This is a genomic window from Halococcus dombrowskii, assembly GCF_022870485.1.
In the GTDB taxonomy this organism is placed as follows: domain Archaea; phylum Halobacteriota; class Halobacteria; order Halobacteriales; family Halococcaceae; genus Halococcus; species Halococcus morrhuae.
Map to the genome: position 1 here is coordinate 934,064 of NZ_CP095005.1, position 17,492 is coordinate 951,555.

Here is a 17,492-nt window from a genome sequence, read left to right on the forward strand (position 1 = left end):
TGGATTTATCATGCACGTCAGCACCGCCGTCGTCGGGCGACTCCGTGCGAACGGTATCGATACCGTCTTCGGCATCCCTGGCAAGCAGTCGCTCCCGCTGAACGACGGCATCGACCGTGCGGACGACATCCGCTACGTCGTCGCGCGCCACGAGACCGCCGTCAGTCAGGAGGCGTGGGGCTACGCCGAGACCAGTGGCCGGCCGGCGGCGACGATCGTCGTGCCCGGCCCGGGCGACATGAACGCGATGAACGGGCTGAAGAACGCGAAAAACGACTGTACGCCCCTTCTCCATGTCGCCATCGAGACCGAGCCCGAACTCCGCGGCGGCGACGCCATCCACGAGACCCCGCCCGACATCTACGACGAGATCGTCAAGGAGAACCTCCTCGTCGAGACCCCGGAGGCGACCGCCGCCGAGGTCGACCGTGCGATAGCGATCGCGCAGACACCGCCGAAAGGTCCCGTCAGGATCGGCATTCCGAAGAACTTCCTGAAGCAGGACGTAGCAGTCGCATCGCCGGCCGAACACGAGCCGTCGGCTCCCGCTACACCCGACGACGTCACCGCCGCGGCCGAACTGCTCGACGAGGCGACCAAACCGATCGTCGTCGCCGGTGGCGGCGTCAGGACTGCGGGAGCCGCCGCCGAACTGAGCACGGTCGCCGAGAGCCTGCGTGCGCCGATCGTGACGACCTACAAGGGAAAGGGCGTCGTCAGCGGTGAACACCCGCTTTGGCTCGGAACGCTCTCCGGTAGCGCCAGCCCGGAGCTCGACGAGACGCTGGCCGCCGCGGACGCCGCGCTCGCCGTCGGCTCGGATCTCGACGCGGTCGCCACGAGCAACTGGTCGGCACCGCTGCCCGACGAGCTCGTCCACGTCACCCTCGACGCGAACGACATCGGCACCGGCTACAGTCCCACCATTGGTATCGTCGCCGACGCGCGCGCGACGCTCGACGAACTGTCGGCTCGTCTCGACGAGGGTTCATCGGGATGGAACGGTGCCGAAGAGGTCGCGGCGGTCAGAGATGCCTACGACGAGCGCATCGCCGGCCTGCTCGATGCCGACCGCGAGCCGCCGACATCCGTGGCCTGCCTTCGAGCAGTCCGTCGCGCGATCCCTGACGAGACGGTCGTCAGCGCCGACGCGGGCGGGTTCCGGGTGTGGGCGCTCAACGTCTTCGACGCTGCCGGCCCGCGCCGGTACGTGAATCCCGGTTCGTGGGCGACGATGGGCACCGGATTGCCCGCCGCCATCGGCGCGCAGCTGGCGAATCCCGAGAAACCCGTGCTGGCGCTCTGTGGCGACGGCGGACTGATGATGGCGATCCACGAACTCCACACCGCCGTCGCCGAGGACCTTCCGATCACGACGGTCGTGTTCAACAACGACGACTACGCGATCATCAGTGAGGAGGCCGAGCGCAGCTATGGGCTCGAATCGGGGGCCTACGGCTGGCCGTCGGCCGCGCTCGACTTCCCGACGATCGCCGAGGGGATGGGCATGACCGCGTTCCGCGCGGAGGGCGTCGCGGAGCTCGAAGAGCGCGTGGCCGAGGCCGTCGCGCGCGACGAACCCGTGCTGGTCGAGGTCCGCACGGATCCCGACGAGCCACAGGCGAGCGCGTTCATGGAGGGAGCATGACCGGCGAAGCGCGCACAGCCGATGGCGATCGCGGGCCGCTCGACGGGCTGACCGTACTCGACGCCTCGCGCGTTCTCGCCGGCCCGTTCTGTACGATGCAGTTGGGCGACCTCGGCGCGGAGGTGATCAAGGTCGAGCGCCCCGATTCCGGCGATCAGACCCGCGGCTGGCAGCCACCCTCCTACGGCGCTTCGGAGGAGAGCGCTTACTATATGAGCATCAACCGGAACAAGCGCTCGATCGCGCTGAACCTCGCCTCGAAAGAGGGCCGCGAGGTGTTCCGCGAACTCGCGCGCGAGGCTGACGTACTCGTCGAGAATTTCCGGGTGGGGAAGATGGAGGAGTGGGGGCTCGGTTACGAGGACCTCTGCGAGGCGAACCCGGAGCTGGTCTACTGTTCGATCACGGGCTACGGCGAGTGGGGGCCCGACAGTCACCGCCCGGCCTACGACATCATCATGCAGGCCGAAGGTGGGCTGATGAGCATCACCGGCGAGGAGGGGCGGACTCCCGTTCGCGTCGGTGTCGCCATCGCCGACATCGGTGCGGGGATGTACGCCACGCAGGGGATCCTGGCGGCGCTGCTCGAACGCGAACTGGGTGGATCAGGAGGGCAGAAACTCGATATCAGCCTGTTCGACGGACAGGTGGCGTGGATGACGTACATGGCGTCGAACTACTTCGCGACCGGCGACCCGCCCACCAGAATGGGCAGCAAACACCCGACGATCGCGCCGTATCAGGCGTTCGCAACGAACGATGGCTACGTCGTGGTCGCGGTCGCCTCCGAGAACCTCTGGCCGAACTTCTGTACGGCGCTCGATCGCGAGGATCTCACCGACGACGAGCGGTTCGCCACGAACGAGGATCGGGTGGCCAACCGCGAGGCACTTGACGCGCTGCTCGCCGAGGAGCTTGCGGAGTACGACACCGACGAGCTGCTCACCCTGTTCGACGAGCACGACGTGCCCGCGAGCGACGTCCACGACATGGCCGACGTCTTCACCGACGAGCAGGTCGCGGCGCGCGGGATGCATCGTGAGATCGAGCACCCGACCGCCGGCACCGTCGAGATGCCCGGCAGCCCGATGCACTTTTCGCACACACCGACGACGATCCGCCAGTATCCCCCACGACTCGGCGAACACACCCGCGACCTTCTCCACGAGGCGGGCTACGACACGTCGGAAATCCAGGAATTGATCGATGCCGATGCCGTCGCTCCTTTCGAGAACTGATCAGCCGAGCGAACTTTCGTTGACGGCGAACTCCAGCGCGTTGATGAGATAGTGGGCGACCACCACGACGAGCAGGCTCCCGGTCACGACGAACGCGCCCGCGAGCACGAATCCGAGGCTTCCCGTGACGACCATGCCGAGCGCGCCCTGCGCGCCGTGACCGAGCGCGAACGCGAGCGACGAGAGCAGCGCCAGCAGCCACGGCGAGAGCGAAAACCCCGTTGAGAACGCACCGACGAGCGCCGCCCGGAAGAGGAACTCCTCGAAGATGGCGATCGTCGGCAGGACGACGCCGAGCAGCACGATCCAGCCGCTCGTCGAATCGGGCGCGAGCGACCCGCGCAGCTGCTCGGGCACCTCGATGCCGACGGCCTTCGCCGCGCGCGACCCACCCTCGTTGGCGAGATATAATCCGACACCGAGCGCCACGCCGACGGCGAGTTCCCGGAGACCATTGGTCGCCGGTGCCGCGCCGAGCGCCCCGAGCGGGATCCGCGCGTACCACGCGCTGCCGATCAGAATGACGAGGAACAGTCCCTGTGAGAGCGCGACATTGGCGAGTAACAGACCCGTCGACAGTGATGTGGGCTCCTGTGGTTCGCGTTGCGAGTGCTCCGCTTCCAGACGCTGTTCGGCATTCGGATCGGGGTCCGCTTCGTGATGGGGCGCTGCTTCCGGATGATATTCTGGTTCAGCGTGTTCGGGATCACCCGTCGGCGCTTCGTTCGTCGGGGTGGCCTCGTGGCTCGCCACCTGGGAAACGCGCGCGAGCGCGAGCAACAAAACGAGAACGAGGGCGGTCAGCCCCGCGAAGACCGCCCAACGGGCCACGTTACTGCGGGCTGGGGCTGCCGGTGCCCTGCTGGCTGACCTGCTGCCGGTCGAGCGCCTGACCGGTGATCGACTTCAGGCGGTCGACCAGTCCGTCCTTCTCACCCTCGCCGGCGAGGGCGACTTCGAGCACCTCGCTGATGTGCGAGACGGGGACGACCTCGATCTGGTCCTTGTACTCGTCCTCGATCATCACGTCCTGTTCGTTCGCTGCCGGGATGATGACCCGTTCGAGACCGGCCTTCGCGGCCGCCTCGATCTTGTGGGTCACGCCGCCGACCGGGAGCACGTCGCCCCGGACGGACAGCGAGCCGGTCATCGCGAGGTTCTGGTCCACGGGCACGTCCTCCAGTGCGCTGATGACGGCGGCGGCCACGGTGATCGAGGCCGAGTCGCCGTCGACGCCCTGCTGCCCAGTTTGCACGAACTGGATGTGGATGTCCTTCTCCGAGATGTTCTCGTCGGAGAACTTCTTGATGATCGCCGACACGTTCTGGACGGCCTCCTCGGCCATCTCCTTGAGCTGGCCGGTGGCGATCACGCCACCGGGGCCCTGCGAGGGCGTGACCTCGGCCATCACGGGGAGGACGATCCCCGAGTCCTCGCCCATCACGGCGAGCCCGTTGATGCGGCCGACGACGTCGCCCTGTGCGACGGTCATCTCGTAGTCTTTGCGGCGCTCGATGAACGTGTCCGCGAGCTGCTGTTCGATCGAGCGCGAGCGGTTCTTCGCCTGGAGAACGTGCTCGCGGGTGGTGAACTCGGCTTCCTCCGCCCGAGCGATGTCGCCCGCCACGCGGACGAGCCCACCGAGATCGCGCATCTTGAGCGAGAGGTGTCCCTTCCGGCCCGCACGGCGCTGGGCTTCGAGGATCATCTCCTCGATGGCATCGCGCGTGAAGTGCGGGAGCCGCCCGTCCTTGTCGACCTCCTGGGCGACGAACCGGGCGTACTTGCGGCGCATCTCCGGCTCGTCCTCGATGGTGTCGTCCATGTACACCTCGTAGCCGTAGCCCTTGATCCGCGAGCGCAGCGCCGGATGCATGTTCTCCATCGCGTCGAGGTTCCCGGCGGCGACCATGACGAAGTCCGTCGGAACGGGCTCGGTCTGGACCATCGCGCCCGAGGAGCGCTCGGACTGGCCAGTAATACTGAACTCGCCCTCCTGGATCGCCGTCATCAGCTTCTGCTGGGAGCGCACGTCGAGCGTGTTGATCTCGTCGAGGAACAGCACGCCCTTGTTGGCCTCGTGGATCGCCCCTGACTCGACGCGGTCGTGGCTCGGCGTCTCCATCCCACCCGACTGGAACGGGTCGTGGCGGACGTCGCCGAGCAGTGCGCCGGCGTGGGCACCCGTCGCGTCCTTGAACGGGGCGGTCTGGGTGTCCGAGGAGTCGATGAGGAGGTTCGGGATCATCGCGTCCGTACTGCGCGAGCTGTACTTGAAGGCGATGTAGATGACGCCGGCGGCGAGAATGCCGAGCAGCACCTGCCCGGCGATCAGCAGCGAGTAGCCCAGCACGATGGCGATGATGATCCACATCAGGAACTGGCGCATCTGATTGCGCTTCTGGGCCTCCTCCTTGTGCGCCTCGATGATCTGTTTGCCCTTCCCGCCCGGCACGGTTCGGACCTTTGGCGCGTTGCCATCGTCGGGGTTGTGATAGACCAGAACGTCCTGGAGGTCCTCCTTGGGCAGGAGCTGGCTCATCGCTTTGGCCAGCATCGACTTGCCCGTCCCGGGCGTCCCGATCATCATGACGTGACGGCGCTGCTTGGCCGCCTTCATCACGACGTCACGGGCGTGATCCTGCCCGATGACCTGATCGACGAGTCGGTCGGGGATCTCGATATCGGCGGTCGATTCGATGTCGAGCCCCCCGAGCAGACCGTCCTCTTGCCCCTCGATGATGGCCTCGTCGTCGACGTCGCTGCCGAGTTCCTCCCCTGACGGCACGGTCGTCTCGGCTCCCGACTCCGAGCCCGAGTCGATCTCAGACTCGGTCGGGAACGCGTCGTCGGTGTCGGTGTCGTTGCTCATATGACTGTCTCTAACAGTAGAAACGAGGGCACGTTTACTGATATACTTTCTCCCCTCGAACGTCCCGCACACGCTGCCGAAACCGACCCTGTGAGTGCGTTTCTGCCACGATTCGTCGTTCACGTACGACCGGCCGGTTTTATATACGTGTGGGGCGGGAGTGTGGATATGACGCGGGGGTTCTACATCGGTCGGTTCCAGCCCTACCACGACGGCCACCACCACATGGTCGAGCGCATCGCCGGCGAGGTCGACGAGCTCGTGCTCGGCATCGGCAGCGCCGACGACTCACACACGCGCCACAACCCGTTCACCGCCGGCGAGCGCATCATGATGATCACCAAGGCGCTCGAAGACGCCGATCTCGTCATCTACCCGGTGCCGATCGAGGATCTCGATCGCAACGCGGTCTGGGTCTCCCACGTCCGGAGCATGTCACCGGCGTTCGACGTCGCCTACTCGAACAACCCGCTCGTCGTCCAGCTGTTCTCCGAGGCTGGCGTCGAGATCCACCAGTCGCCGATGTTCGAACGCGAGAAGTTGGAGGGCACCGAGATCCGCGAGCGCATGATCGACGACGAGGGCTGGGAGGAGCTCGTCCCGAGCGCCGTCGTCGACATCGTCGACGAGATAAACGGCATCGAGCGCCTCCAGCGGGTGAGCGACACCGACGGCGCGGCCGATGATCGTCCGCACCGCTCGAACACCGCTGATCCCGAATAGCATGCTCACGCTGAGCTCCGACTTCGGTACGCCCTACCCGGCGGCGATGAAGGGCGTGCTCCTCTCGAACACCGACGCCCGGCTGGTCGACGTTAGCCACGAATTTCCCAGACAGGACGTCCGTACGGCGGCGTTCTGGCTGCGAGAGGTGCTCCCCTATTTCCCGCCCGCCGTCCATCTCGTCGTGGTCGATCCGGGCGTCGGCACCGACCGCGCGGCGCTCGTCGTGCGCGCGGGCGACCACGCCCTCGTGGGGCCGGACAACGGCGTCCTCCGCCCTGTCGCTCGCCGACTCGCCGAAGATGACGATATCGAGGCGTTCGTGATCGCCGACGACGAGGCCGACAGCTCGACGTTCCACGGACGGGACGTGTTCGCGCCGGCGGCTGCCGCCGTCCACGAGGCTGGTATCGACAGTATCGAGGATCTCGATCGCTGCACGCCAGCGGACGGGATCGAGGAGTTCTCTTTCCCAGAACCGACGCACCGCGACGACGCGATCGCGGGCGAGGTGCTCGTTGTCGACGGGTTCGGCAACGCCATCACGAACGTCCCTGGAGAGGTGCTCGACGACTCCTTCGGTGACAGTATCACCGTCAACGACGAGCAGGCACCGGTCGAACGCTCGTACGCCCACGTCGAGTCGGGCGAGCGCCTCGTCACCGTCGGCAGCCACGAGAACGTCGAGCTCGCGGTCAACCGCGGCCGTGGCGAGCGGGCGTTCGACGTCGGGGTGGGCGATCCGGTCGTGCTGACGGACGTCTGATGATCGACGCCTTCGGCGCGATGAACGCGATCGGCCTCGTGGCGTTCGCGCTCGCCGGCTCGCTCAAGGGTGCCGACGCCGATCTCGACCTGTTCGGTATCGCGGTTCTCGGCATGCTCACGGCACTTGGTGGCGGTATTCTCCGCGACACACTCGTCGGTCGCGTCCCGGTCGCGCTCCGGACGACCGGCGACGTCGCCATCGCCCTCGCCGGCGTCGCACTCGCGCTCGTGCTCGCACGGCTGCTCGGTAGCCGTCTCCGGAATCACGCGGCGATCCAGCTCCCCGATGCCGTCGGTCTCGCGGCGTTCGCGGCCACCGGCGCGCTCGTCGGTGTTCAAGCGACGCTCTCGCCGTTCGGCGTCGTCGTTCTCGCGACGCTCACCGGCGTCGGCGGCGGCAGCATCGCCGATCTACTGCTCGGTCGGGTGCCGAGCGTACTCCACGAGGACTTCTACGCGACGCCGGCGGTGCTCGGCGGGGCTGCGTTCTGGCTCGCCGTGCGGGCGGGCGTCGCGTCCGGTCGGGCGGCGCTCGGCTGTGCGATCGTCGTGCTCGGGCTTCGCCTGCTGGCGCTGCGATACGACTGGCGGCTCCCGACGGTCTGAAGATTGCCGACGGACGTGCGAGGCGCTGGTCGCCGTTGGAACAAAAAACGGTGGGTTCGGCTTGGATCAGCCGTCCGCGGAGATGACGTCGTCGATGCGGGCGATCATCGTCGCGGCCTCGGTCGCGCTCTCGATGGCCTCGTGTTTGACGGCGACGGGATCGAAGACGCCGGCCTCGACGGGATCGGTGACGGTGCCGGTCTGACTTTCGCTGATGATGCCGGCCCGGCCCTCGCTGTCGTGGCGACTGCGCAGCTCGACGAGCGCGTCGATCGGGTCCATGCCGGTGTTCTCGGCGAGCGTGCGCGGGAGCACGTCGGTCGCGTCGGCGAACGCCTCGACGGCGAGCTGGCGACGACCCTCGATACTCGCTGCGTGGTCGCGGATGTACGCGGCGATGGCGACCTCGCTCGCGCCGCCACCGGGCACCACGCCACCCGCATCGAGCGCGGCGGTCACGACGTCGAGCCCGTCGTGGAGCGCGCGTTCGAGCTCGTCGGTGACGTGCTCGGTGCCGCCACGGGCGAACACCGTCACGGATTCGGCGGCCGCGCCGCCCTCGACGAAGACGAGATCGTCGTCGGCGAACGACTCGACGCTGACGCGCTCGGCGTTGCCCAGATCGTCCGCTTCGAGGTCGTCGATGGCACCGACGCGGCTCGCGCCGGTCGCCTGTGTGATCGCCTTCGCCTCGTCGTCGTCGACGCTCTCGAAGGCCAGAACCCCCTCGTCGGCGAGGTGGGCGGCCGCGCGGTCGTCGACGCTCTCGGTGACGAACGCCACGTCGACGTCGAGATCGGCGAGCGCGTCGGCGTACTGCTCGAACTGGCTCTCCTCGGCGTCGATGGCGGCGTTGAGTTCATCGACGCTCCCGACATCGTACTCGGCGTCGACGTTCGACTCGCGGATGTCGAACTCGACGTCGAGGACGGCGATCGAGGCGTCCTCGACGGTCGAAGGCATGTCCTCGCGGACCGGCTCCTCCTCGCTGATGACGCCCTCGACGAGCTCCGTCGCGCTCGAACTCGCACCCGTCTGGGTGCGGACGGTGATGTCCTCGCGTGCGACGCCATCGTTCTCGACCTGTCGGATCCCCTCGACGACCGTCTCCGCGAGCGCTTCGGCACCGACGTCGCCGGTGCCCTTGCCCGTCATCGAGGTCTCGGCGACGCCACGGAGGACGTCGTCGTCGACCGTCTCGTCGACGACGAGCTCGTCGACGGCCTCGTGGGCCAGCTCCGCAGCCTCGTGATAGCCCTCGACGATCGTCGTCGGATGGACGTCGTCGTCGAGGAGGCTCTCGGCCTTGGCGAGCAGCTGGCCGGTGAGGACGGCCGCCGTGGTCGTCCCGTCGCCGACTTCGTCCTCCTGTGTCTCGGCAACCTCGACGATCATCTGTGCGGCGGGATGCTCGATATCCATCTCGCCGAGGATCGTCGCGCCGTCGTTGGTGATGACGACGTCGCCCGAATCCGAGACGAGCATCTTGTCCATCCCCTTCGGACCGAGCGTCGTCCGGACGGATTCCGAGACGGCCTTGCCGCCCTCGATGTTCGAACTCTGTGCGTCCTCGCCGCGCGTTCGCTCGCTGTCGTCACTGAGGATGAACATCGGCTGTCCACCCATGCGCTGTTGCTGTGCCATGATTTGAAATCCTCATCAATGGGTCGTTTGCGGTTCTATATAAAAATTGCTACTCGGGATCGCGGAAACGCCGGACGCGAACGGCAGGCTCTGGCATACGAACACCGGAACGAACGCTTATCAATCGCCGTCAGCGCCAGTCGTGGACCGCGACCGCCCGCTCGGACCGCGCGGAGAGCCCGTTCGGATTGCGGCGGTCTCGTGAGCGCCAGCGCGCGGCCAGTCCCGAGCCGTTGCCGCGCAGACTCCCAGTGAGAACGTCCCGACCGTTTCCGACCCAGTTCGTCGGGCTCGCTTCGCCGCGCACGACGCTTTCGAGTCCGGTGAGGGCGTCCCGCCCCGCATGCGAGAGCAGTCGTCGGGCGGTCGTCGGCCGCAGCCCGTAGTTCTTGACGAGGCGGTAGGCGAGCGCGCGATACTTCCAGTACCAGTCGCGCTCGGTCCGGCCGCCGTCGGAGATCGCCCGCGGTGCCGACGGGGCCGTCTCGGTGCCGAGCGCATCGCCGACGGCCATCCCCGCCGCCCAGCGGACGTCGTACTCCGCGGCCGCGAGCCGGTGAGCGAGATCGCGCGCGCCGCCCGTCTGGAGATATTCGTCGAACCCGTCCGCGTCTTCGAGCGCCGCGCGGGTGAACGCGACGTTCGAGCCGTCGAAATACGTCACCTCGCGGCCGGTGATGGTTCGCGATTCGGGTGTCGTCGGCCCGTCGGTCGATCGTGCCGGGCCGGTGACGACCCCCACATCTCGGCGCATCCGCGGTGGATATCCTTCGGCGATGGCGTGCGCACGCCCGTCGCCGTGGCTGTCGGTGTCGAAGCCCGCCGCGAGCGCGTCCTCCCAGCCCGGCTCCACGGTTCGATCGTAGCCGACGAACGCGACGTGCTCGCCGGTCGTGTGTTCGATCCCGGCGTTGCGCGCGACGTTCAGGTTGCGGTCGGCGACCTCGACGAGCACGTCGACGTCGTCGCGTTCGCTGACCATGCCGGTGGTACCGTCCGCGGAGGGGCCGTTGACGACGACCACCTCACTCTCGGGGGCCACCGCCGCGAGCGCGTCGAGACACGCCACGAGTTGGGTTCGGCCGTTGAGGGTCGGCACGACCACCGAGAGCTGCATACCGACCGAATAGCGCCGCTCGACATAAAAACAACCGCTTTATCGCCGAGCCGCTGCCGATCCTCCCGACGACCGACGAAACGGTCGCTCGCGGACGATCGTGCGCCAGTCAGTTCATTACCAACGAAAGCTCGCCCCAGCGGGCGACAGCACGGCGACCGGTTCTCACTCCTCTTGCAACCGTGCGTCCCAGTACGACACCGACGCCACGTACTCGCCGATCGGCGAGTCCATGATCACGTCGTCGAGTTCGCGCACGCGGGTGGCCATCGCGTCGGGGAGCTGGCGATAGAGGCCGTACGGGAAGAAGAAGTCGTGTTCCTCGCCGACCAGCTGCAGTCCGGCTCCGTCGAGCAGCTCCTCGATCTCAGCGCGGGCGTACAGCCGCGAGCCCATCGGCAGCAGCCAGTTGTAGATGCTGCGGGTGCTGAACCGACGGAAGGTGTCGAAAACGACCTGCTTGCGGGCGACGCGGCGTAGCTCGGCGAGAAACGAGGCGGGCGTATCTGCGAGATGGAAAAACCGCATCGCGATGACGGTCTCGAAGTGGTCGTCGGGGAAGGGCAGGCGGGCGGCGTCGCCGCGCATGAACTCCAGATGGTCGTCGACGCCCGCTGCGCGCGCCTTTTTGCGACCCTCTTGGAGCATCGCGGGCGAGATATCGAGGCCGACGATATCAGCGCCACGCTGGGCGAGCATCGTCGTGAATCGCCCCGTTCCGCAGGCGATCTCCAGGACGCGTTTGTCGTCGACGGGGCCGACTGCCGAGAGCACGGCCTCCTTCTCCCGCTCGTCGATGAGCCGGCCGCCGTCGGAGAACCGCTTGGTGTCGTACTCCTCGGCGACCTCGGCGGTCTGGTACCACTCCTGTCCCTTCACGCTACCCGTGGTTTTCGGTCGAGGAATAAAACCGTACGGATATGGCGCGCTGCCCGTCAGTGGCGACCGTCGAGCGCACCGACCGTGGCACGATCCAACTGCTCACCGCCATCCGTGGCCCGGCCATGCGGTGCGCGCCACACCACGAAATATAAGGACAAGGGTATTCATTCATGCGGTAGTAGTATACATTCCCATATATGGGCAAGTTTTACCATAGCCCGTCGAAGAGTGGTGGGCATGAGCGCCACCACGGACCGCACACAGCCCGACGACCCGTTGACCGAGACCGAGTTCCGCGATCGCCTGCGCGAGCTCCCCCCGAGCGCGAAGCTCGTCGCCAAAGTGCTCGAATCGGAGACGCCGCTCTCGCAGGGCCAGCTCGCCGACGAATCGCTGCTGCCCGATCGTACCGTCCGCTACGCGCTGAACCGCCTCGAAGACGACGATCTCGTCGGCTCGCGCTACAGCTTTCGCGACGCCAGAAAGCAGGTCTACTTCCTGAACCAATAACTGGCCTTTTGGGCCGCGAGCGTCACCACTCGTCGTGAGTCCGACCCGTGTTCCGATTCCTGTCGAGACGGCCGCACCCGGCGGCAAGACGAACGCCTATCTCGTCGGGAGCGAGCGGGCGTTGCTCGTCGATCCGGCAGCCGCGACGCCCCGCCTCGACGACGTGATCGACGGCGTCGCAAACCTGCTCGTGACCCACACCCACCCCGATCACGTGGGCGGCGTCGAAGCGTATGCCGATCGGACGACCGTCTGGGCGCGCGCCGGCTACGCGGACCGATTCGAGCGCGCGACCGGCATCACGCCCGATCGCGTGTTCGGCCCGGGAACGCGCATCGACACCGACGCGGGGACCGTCGAGCTGCTCGCGACGCCGGGACACGCCCCCGACCACGTCGCGCTCGCCATCGACGACGAGCTGCTGGTCGGCGATCTCGCCGTCGCGAGCGGCAGCGTCGTCGTGGGCAACGAAGACGGCGACATGCGTGGCTATCTCACCGCGCTTCGGCGGCTCCACGCTCGGAACCCGGCACGGCTGTATCCGGGTCACGGACCGGTCGTCGAGGAGCCACGGGCGGTGATCGAACGACTCATTTCCCATCGACTGCGCCGCGAGCGAGCGGTTCTGCGGGCGGTGCGCGATGGCGCGCGGACGGTCGCCGCGGTGACCGACGCGGCCTACGAGAAGGAGCTTGCGGGAGTGCGAGGGCTGGCCGAGCGCACGGTGGCGGCCCATCTCGACAAACTCGCCGTCGAGGGACACGTCGAGTGGGACGGCGAACGGGTCCGTTCCTGACGACGGTCTTTTTGCGCGGCGGCGGGAAGGGGGCGTGTGAGTTTCGAGGACGAACTCGTCCGTGCGCGCGATCTCGATGTCGAGGTGCTGGCCGACGCCATCGAGGAAATCGGCTTCGAGTGTACGCGCTGTGGGGCCTGCTGCAAGGCGGCGACGGGTCCGGACGGGCGCGAGGAGCACACCGCGACGATATTCCCCGACGAGATACGCGAGCTGCAGGACTCCACCGAGTACGATCACCGGGACGTCGCCCGGCCGATGCCCTACGGACTCAGCGAGGGAGAGGACGGATTGGAGGGCGAGACCTTCGAGTGGGCGCTCGAAACGACCGACTGTGGCGACTGTACTTTCTACGCTGAGGAGGACGGTGTCGGGGCGTGTACCGTCCACGAGGATCGGCCACTCATCTGTCGCACCTATCCGTTCAGTGTCGCTCTCGACGGGTCGAGCCAGCCGATGGGCGCGGCCGTCGACCAGGTCGGCGACGTGCGCGCCCACGAGTGCGAGGGGCTCGGGCGCGACATCGACCGCGAGCACGCCGAAGAACTGGCCGGTGCGCTCAAAGAACGCGCGATCCGCGAACTCGAAGAGGCCATCGCCGTCAGCGAACGCTACGAATCGGCAAATCCCGATTCCGGCGAAGTCGTCGTTCACGACTCCGAGGGTGCGAAACGGCCGGACGGAACCCCGATAGACGGGTAGTCGCCGGCCCTGCCGGCGGTGCGGTTGCGGTGCGGCGACGGTTTGCGGTCCTGGTGTCTCGGCGAGTCAAGCGAGCCGAGGCTCAGGAGAGTGGTTCGAAAGACGCGAAGCGTCTTTCGTCATTGTCGAGCAAAGCTCGACTTGCAGTCAGAACGTATCACGTTCTGACGACATCACGAGAGAGCTTCGCTCTCTTGAACGACTATGCTCTCCTGGTGGATGAAGGGCGAGTAGCGAGGGACCGGAGGTCCCTCGTACCGTGCGAGCGGGCCTCCGGCCCGCGAGCAGACGACCGGAGGGAGCGAGGGCTTCTGCCGTGCTGTGCAGTTGGAGGGTGGTGTAGAGAGTCCGCGCGAGTGAAACGAGCGCGGTTCACGAGAGACGCGAAGCGTCTCTCTGGCTCTCGTTCACTCCCTGCGGTCGTTCACGAGAACACCGCTCGCGCGGTTTGCGAGCGGGAGTTTTTAGCGTAGCTTTTTGCGAGCCGAGCGGGACCGAAGGTCCCGCTGGCCGTGCGAACGGGCGGCTTCGCCGCCCGTGAGCAGAGAGAGGTGGCCGACCGCAGGGAGGCCACCCGACGAAGTAAAAAGGTACTAATCGATGATTTCGCCGACGGCGAAGTTCGATTTCACCTCGGTGATCTCGACTTTGACGCGTTCGCCGATCTCGGCACCGGGGACGATGATAACGTAGCCACGTTCGACGCGGGCGATGCCGTCGCCCTGCTTGCCGATGTCCTCGACCTCGACGTAGCGCATCTCGCCGACGTCGACGGGCGGCTGTGGTTCCGAGGAGGGTGTGCTCGACCGCGAGCGCGAACTGCTCGATGATTCCTCGGTCGGTTCGCGCGAGACGAGTGCCACACGATAGGTATCGCCGGGCTCGATCGACCCGTTCTCGACCTCGCGGCGCGGTATCTCGACGGTGTAGCTGTCTTCGGATTCGGTGACGTCGGCGTTGAACAGACACAGGAGTTTATCAGATATTTCCATCGCGTAGTCCTCCATCCGCCGCTACCGTGGCCGAGAAATAAAGAACTACCGCCCGCTCGCGCCGTACCCGTCCGTACCACCCCCGACTCGAACGGGCGTCGACGAGCCACGATGGGCCCGATCGACATGGTGAATACGACCGAAATCGCCCGATAGCGCCCGGATTAGCCCATCGCACCAAACCCGCTATGTGTGACGCGCCGTTCGGATCGTGTATGGCCGCACGCAGCGCACCGATGCAGACACTCAGTGAGAAACAGCGCCGCATCCTCTCGTATCTCCGCGAGCACGCCGACAGCAAGACCTACTTCAAATCCCGCCTCATCGGCGACGCACTCGGACTGTCGCCGAAGGAGGTCGGCACGAACATGAACGCCATCCGCAAGACCGATGGCGTGCTCTCGGTCGAGAAGTGGGGCTACTCTTCGAGCACGACCTGGAAAGTCACTCAGTAATCAGGCGTCGACGCTGATGAACTGGTCGGCCTCGCGGGCGAACCGGACCGTCGCGGCGTCGAAGGAGTCGGCGTAGCTCACCAGCAGCGTCAGCAGTCGTTCCGGGCGGACGAGCGAGTAGCCGTCCTCACGCGAGAGCAGGCCCGCCGCGTCGAGATCGGCGGCGTGATTGCTTATCGTCGGCCGTGACACGCCCACGTCCGCTGCGAGATCGCTCGCGGTCGCGTCGCCGTCGCGCAACAGCGCGATAACCATCCCGCGCGGTGTCTCGCGGCGAAGGAAGCCGAGCGCCGTGCGCTCGAACGCGTCGAACTCGCGGGCGGGGAAGTAGCGTCGGTAGTCGCCGTCGCGGTGGCTCTCGACCGTGCCGTCCCGTTCGAGTCGTTTGAGGTGATGCTGTGTCTCGCCGGTGGCCAGATCGAGATCGTCACGGATCTTCGAGAAGTGTGCGCCCGGCGTCGTCGCGAGATAGCCAGCGATCGTCTCGCGGATCCCGCTATCGTCCTCTGCGAGGCCGGCGAACGGTCCGACGGCACCCAGCGCGGCGACTCGCCGGAGCGTCGCCCGTCGTCCCTCGTCGACCCCGTCGCCCATTGCTCCCTCTGGGGCAAACGCAGGTAAAACCCCTTCGGCCCGGTCAGCTCGTCGCTCGTTCGGGCCGTCGCTCGTTCAGTTCGTCTCCGGTTCGAGTTCGTCCTCTCCGTCGGTGGCCGACGTTTCCGTCGTCGACGTGCTTCCGTCGATGGTTTCGTCGGCATCCATCTCGGTGATGACCTCGTCGGGATCCTGAATGTCGGTCGTCGCCTCGCCGGTCTTGATGGCTTCGGCCTCCTGTTCCATCTCCTCGACGTCGATCTCGGCCTCCTCGTCGATGTTGCCGAGGATCTCGTCGATGTTGTCGAGCCCGATGAGCTCGCGCGTCTCCTCGTCGAAATCGAGACTCTCCAGGTCGTGGCCGTCCTCCTTGATGTCGCTGCCCGTGAGGTGCTTGCCGTACCGGCCGAGCATCGACGACAGCTCCTGGGGGAGGACGAACGTCGTCGACTCGCCCTGACCGATGGATTCGAGCGTGTCCATCCCGCGCTCGATGACCGCGCGCTCGCCCATCGATTCGGCGGATTTCGCTCGCAGCACCGTCGAAACGGCGTCACCCTGCGATTCGAGGATCTGACTCTGCTTTTCACCCTGTGCGCGGATGATGTTCGACCGTTTCTCACCCTCCGCTGCCTCGACCGCGCTCCGCCGTTCACCCTGCGCTTCGAGGATCATCGCGCGGCGTTTGCGCTCGGCGGAGGTCTGCTGCTCCATCGCCTGCTGGACGTCGGGCGAGGGGTTGACCTCGCGGACCTCAACGGACTCGACGCGGATCCCCCACTCGTCGGTCGGCTCGTCGAGCTCCTTGCGGATGCGCTCGTTTATCTCCTGGCGTTTGCTCAGCGTGTCGTCGAGATCCATGTCGCCGAGCACGGCACGGAGCGTGGTCTGTGCGAGGTTCGAGACCGCGCGCTTGTAGTCGTCGACCTCCAGAAATGCCTTTTTGGCGTCCATCACTTTGATGTAGACCACCGCATCCGCCGTCACGGGCGAGTTGTCCCGCGTGATGGCTTCCTGGCGCGCGACATCGAGCGTCTGGGTCCGCATGTCGAACGGATAGGTCTTGTTGACGAACGGCGGGACGAAGTTGATGCCCGGTTCGAGCAGTTTGCGGTAGTCGCCGAAGACGGTGAGCGCACGCTTCTCGTACGCGTTGACGATTTCGATGGCGCTATAGACGGTGATGATCGCGACGGCCAGCACCAACAGCACGACGATGGCCGGCGCGAGCGTGAGCGCCTGGAGCGGAACGAGTGTCATCTATCGAGAGTTCGGATGTTGGGAACATAAGGCTTCGGTCGAGTGGGTTCCGTCACGCGGTTTCGCGCTCGCGATCGTCGGTGTCGCGCCCGCGGGCGAGCGCGCGGTCGATGTCGTCCTCCACGGCCGAGAGCGCCTCGACGGTGAGGACGTTGCCGCCGCCGGGGTCGGTCACCACTATCGGCTCCTCTTCGGGGATCTCGCCGTCGAGCGTGCGGGCGCTGTAGTTGGGGTTGAAGCCGCCACCGTCGAGTTTCACCTTCCCGTTCGTCGGCGTCACGCGCTCGGTGACGCGTCCAGTCGTCCCCTTGAGCGAGGCCGAGTCGCTCGTCCTGCCGGCTCCCTTCCCGCCGTAGAAATCGAACTGTCGGTAGGCGTAGAGCGTTCCCGCACCGCTGGCGAGCACGAGCACCGAGAGAACGACGGCGAGCACGATCGGGCCGAGAAAACTCCCGATCAACAAACCGACCAGCCCGGCGAACAGCAGCGCGACCCCCAGAACGATGAAGTGCGCGCCGGGCGCGAGCGCCTCGGCACCCATCAGTCCGAGCCCGGCGACCACGAGCACCAGCGGGAGCTGCTCCAGCAGGAGATCGCTCATCTGGAGGGCCGGGAGCGCGGCCGCAATCGGCGCGCCACCGAGTGCCAGCGTCATGGTCGTATGTTAGCCCGCAGCGGGATTAAC

The 17,492-nt window shown here is 66.7% G+C and carries 18 protein-coding genes; 9 read left to right on the forward strand and 9 right to left on the reverse strand.

Annotation, left to right across the window (positions count from 1 at the left end):
* Positions 1–10 precede the first annotated feature (10 nt).
* Together MUK72_RS05040 and MUK72_RS05045 are read left to right on the forward strand one after the other, a co-directional pair.
* A complete protein-coding gene (locus MUK72_RS05040) occupies positions 11–1,648 on the forward strand; it encodes a thiamine pyrophosphate-binding protein (protein ID WP_244704498.1) in 1,638 nt (545 codons plus the stop codon).
* Entirely contained in the window at positions 1,645–2,886 is a 1,242-nt protein-coding gene (locus tag MUK72_RS05045; RefSeq protein WP_244704500.1) for a CaiB/BaiF CoA transferase family protein, read from the forward strand. The genes MUK72_RS05040 and MUK72_RS05045 overlap by 4 nt, the downstream gene beginning before the upstream one ends.
* On the opposite strand, the gene MUK72_RS05050 is transcribed toward MUK72_RS05045, so the two are convergent.
* Both MUK72_RS05050 and lonB read right to left on the reverse strand, forming a co-directional pair.
* The gene (locus MUK72_RS05050) at positions 2,887–3,717 is read right to left on the reverse strand and encodes a CPBP family intramembrane glutamic endopeptidase (RefSeq protein ID WP_244704502.1); all 831 of its coding nucleotides are present in this window, start codon (positions 3,715–3,717) and stop codon (positions 2,887–2,889) included.
* Position 3,718: 1 nt separating this feature from the next.
* Entirely contained in the window at positions 3,719–5,758 is a 2,040-nt protein-coding gene (gene lonB / locus MUK72_RS05055; protein ID WP_004051089.1) for an ATP-dependent protease LonB, read from the reverse strand.
* A 168-nt stretch (positions 5,759–5,926) separates the two neighbouring features.
* Here lonB and MUK72_RS05060 point away from each other — a divergent pair, with 168 nt between their 5' ends.
* From MUK72_RS05060 to MUK72_RS05070, 3 genes are read left to right on the forward strand one after another with little or no spacing between them, the layout of a single operon-like run.
* Entirely contained in the window at positions 5,927–6,481 is a 555-nt protein-coding gene (locus tag MUK72_RS05060) for a nicotinamide-nucleotide adenylyltransferase (protein ID WP_244704504.1), read from the forward strand.
* Between the two features lies 1 nt (position 6,482).
* Positions 6,483–7,247: an SAM hydrolase/SAM-dependent halogenase family protein gene (locus tag MUK72_RS05065; RefSeq protein ID WP_244705274.1), complete on the forward strand. Its 765-nt coding sequence runs from the start codon at positions 6,483–6,485 to the stop codon at positions 7,245–7,247.
* Complete coding sequence (locus MUK72_RS05070) at positions 7,247–7,855, forward strand: trimeric intracellular cation channel family protein (protein WP_244704507.1); 609 nt, start codon at positions 7,247–7,249, stop codon at positions 7,853–7,855. Before MUK72_RS05065 ends, MUK72_RS05070 begins: the two co-directional genes overlap by 1 nt.
* A 66-nt stretch (positions 7,856–7,921) precedes the next feature.
* On the opposite strand, the gene thsA is transcribed toward MUK72_RS05070, so the two are convergent.
* The 3 genes from thsA to MUK72_RS05085 all read right to left on the reverse strand — a co-directional run bounded on the left by thsA (position 7,922) and on the right by MUK72_RS05085 (position 11,495).
* Positions 7,922–9,481, reverse strand: coding sequence for a thermosome subunit alpha (gene thsA, locus MUK72_RS05075; protein ID WP_193363100.1), 1,560 nt, complete (start codon positions 9,479–9,481; stop codon positions 7,922–7,924).
* A 148-nt stretch (positions 9,482–9,629) separates the two neighbouring features.
* Positions 9,630–10,616 carry a glycosyltransferase family 2 protein gene (locus MUK72_RS05080; RefSeq protein WP_004051081.1) on the reverse strand — a complete coding sequence of 329 codons (987 nt, stop codon included), beginning with the start codon at positions 10,614–10,616 and terminating at the stop codon, positions 9,630–9,632.
* Between the two features lie 165 nt (positions 10,617–10,781).
* The gene (locus MUK72_RS05085) at positions 10,782–11,495 is read right to left on the reverse strand and encodes a class I SAM-dependent methyltransferase (RefSeq protein WP_244704509.1); all 714 of its coding nucleotides are present in this window, start codon (positions 11,493–11,495) and stop codon (positions 10,782–10,784) included.
* Between the two features lie 240 nt (positions 11,496–11,735).
* On the opposite strand from MUK72_RS05085, the gene MUK72_RS05090 reads away from it, so the two are divergent.
* Genes MUK72_RS05090 through MUK72_RS05100 form a run of 3 tightly spaced genes read left to right on the forward strand, consistent with a single transcriptional unit; the run spans position 11,736 to position 13,506 of the window.
* Positions 11,736–12,008 (forward strand): MarR family transcriptional regulator, encoded by a 273-nt coding sequence (locus tag MUK72_RS05090; RefSeq protein WP_004051079.1) that lies wholly within the window; start codon positions 11,736–11,738, stop codon positions 12,006–12,008.
* Positions 12,009–12,042: 34 nt separating this feature from the next.
* Complete coding sequence (locus MUK72_RS05095; RefSeq protein WP_244704511.1) at positions 12,043–12,804, forward strand: MBL fold metallo-hydrolase; 762 nt, start codon at positions 12,043–12,045, stop codon at positions 12,802–12,804.
* A gap of 36 nt (positions 12,805–12,840) precedes the next feature.
* On the forward strand, positions 12,841–13,506 hold the full coding sequence (locus MUK72_RS05100; RefSeq protein WP_244704513.1) for a YkgJ family cysteine cluster protein: 666 nt from the start codon (positions 12,841–12,843) through the stop codon (positions 13,504–13,506).
* Between the two features lie 593 nt (positions 13,507–14,099).
* Here MUK72_RS05100 and MUK72_RS05105 read toward each other — a convergent pair.
* On the reverse strand, positions 14,100–14,498 hold the full coding sequence (locus MUK72_RS05105) for a TRAM domain-containing protein (RefSeq protein WP_004051076.1): 399 nt from the start codon (positions 14,496–14,498) through the stop codon (positions 14,100–14,102).
* A 215-nt stretch (positions 14,499–14,713) separates the two neighbouring features.
* On the opposite strand from MUK72_RS05105, the gene MUK72_RS05110 reads away from it, so the two are divergent.
* Positions 14,714–14,953 carry a DUF7123 family protein gene (locus MUK72_RS05110; protein ID WP_049915992.1) on the forward strand — a complete coding sequence of 80 codons (240 nt, stop codon included), beginning with the start codon at positions 14,714–14,716 and terminating at the stop codon, positions 14,951–14,953.
* Here the strand turns inward: MUK72_RS05110 and MUK72_RS05115 are convergent, their stop codons facing one another.
* The 3 genes from MUK72_RS05115 to MUK72_RS05125 all read right to left on the reverse strand — a co-directional run bounded on the left by MUK72_RS05115 (position 14,954) and on the right by MUK72_RS05125 (position 17,462).
* Complete coding sequence (locus MUK72_RS05115; RefSeq protein ID WP_244704515.1) at positions 14,954–15,547, reverse strand: winged helix-turn-helix transcriptional regulator; 594 nt, start codon at positions 15,545–15,547, stop codon at positions 14,954–14,956. It abuts the gene before it with no gap.
* 75 nt (positions 15,548–15,622) lie between these two features.
* On the reverse strand, positions 15,623–16,807 hold the full coding sequence (locus tag MUK72_RS05120) for an SPFH domain-containing protein (RefSeq protein WP_244704517.1): 1,185 nt from the start codon (positions 16,805–16,807) through the stop codon (positions 15,623–15,625).
* A gap of 52 nt (positions 16,808–16,859) precedes the next feature.
* Complete coding sequence (locus MUK72_RS05125; RefSeq protein WP_244704519.1) at positions 16,860–17,462, reverse strand: NfeD family protein; 603 nt, start codon at positions 17,460–17,462, stop codon at positions 16,860–16,862.
* Positions 17,463–17,492: the final 30 nt, after the last annotated feature.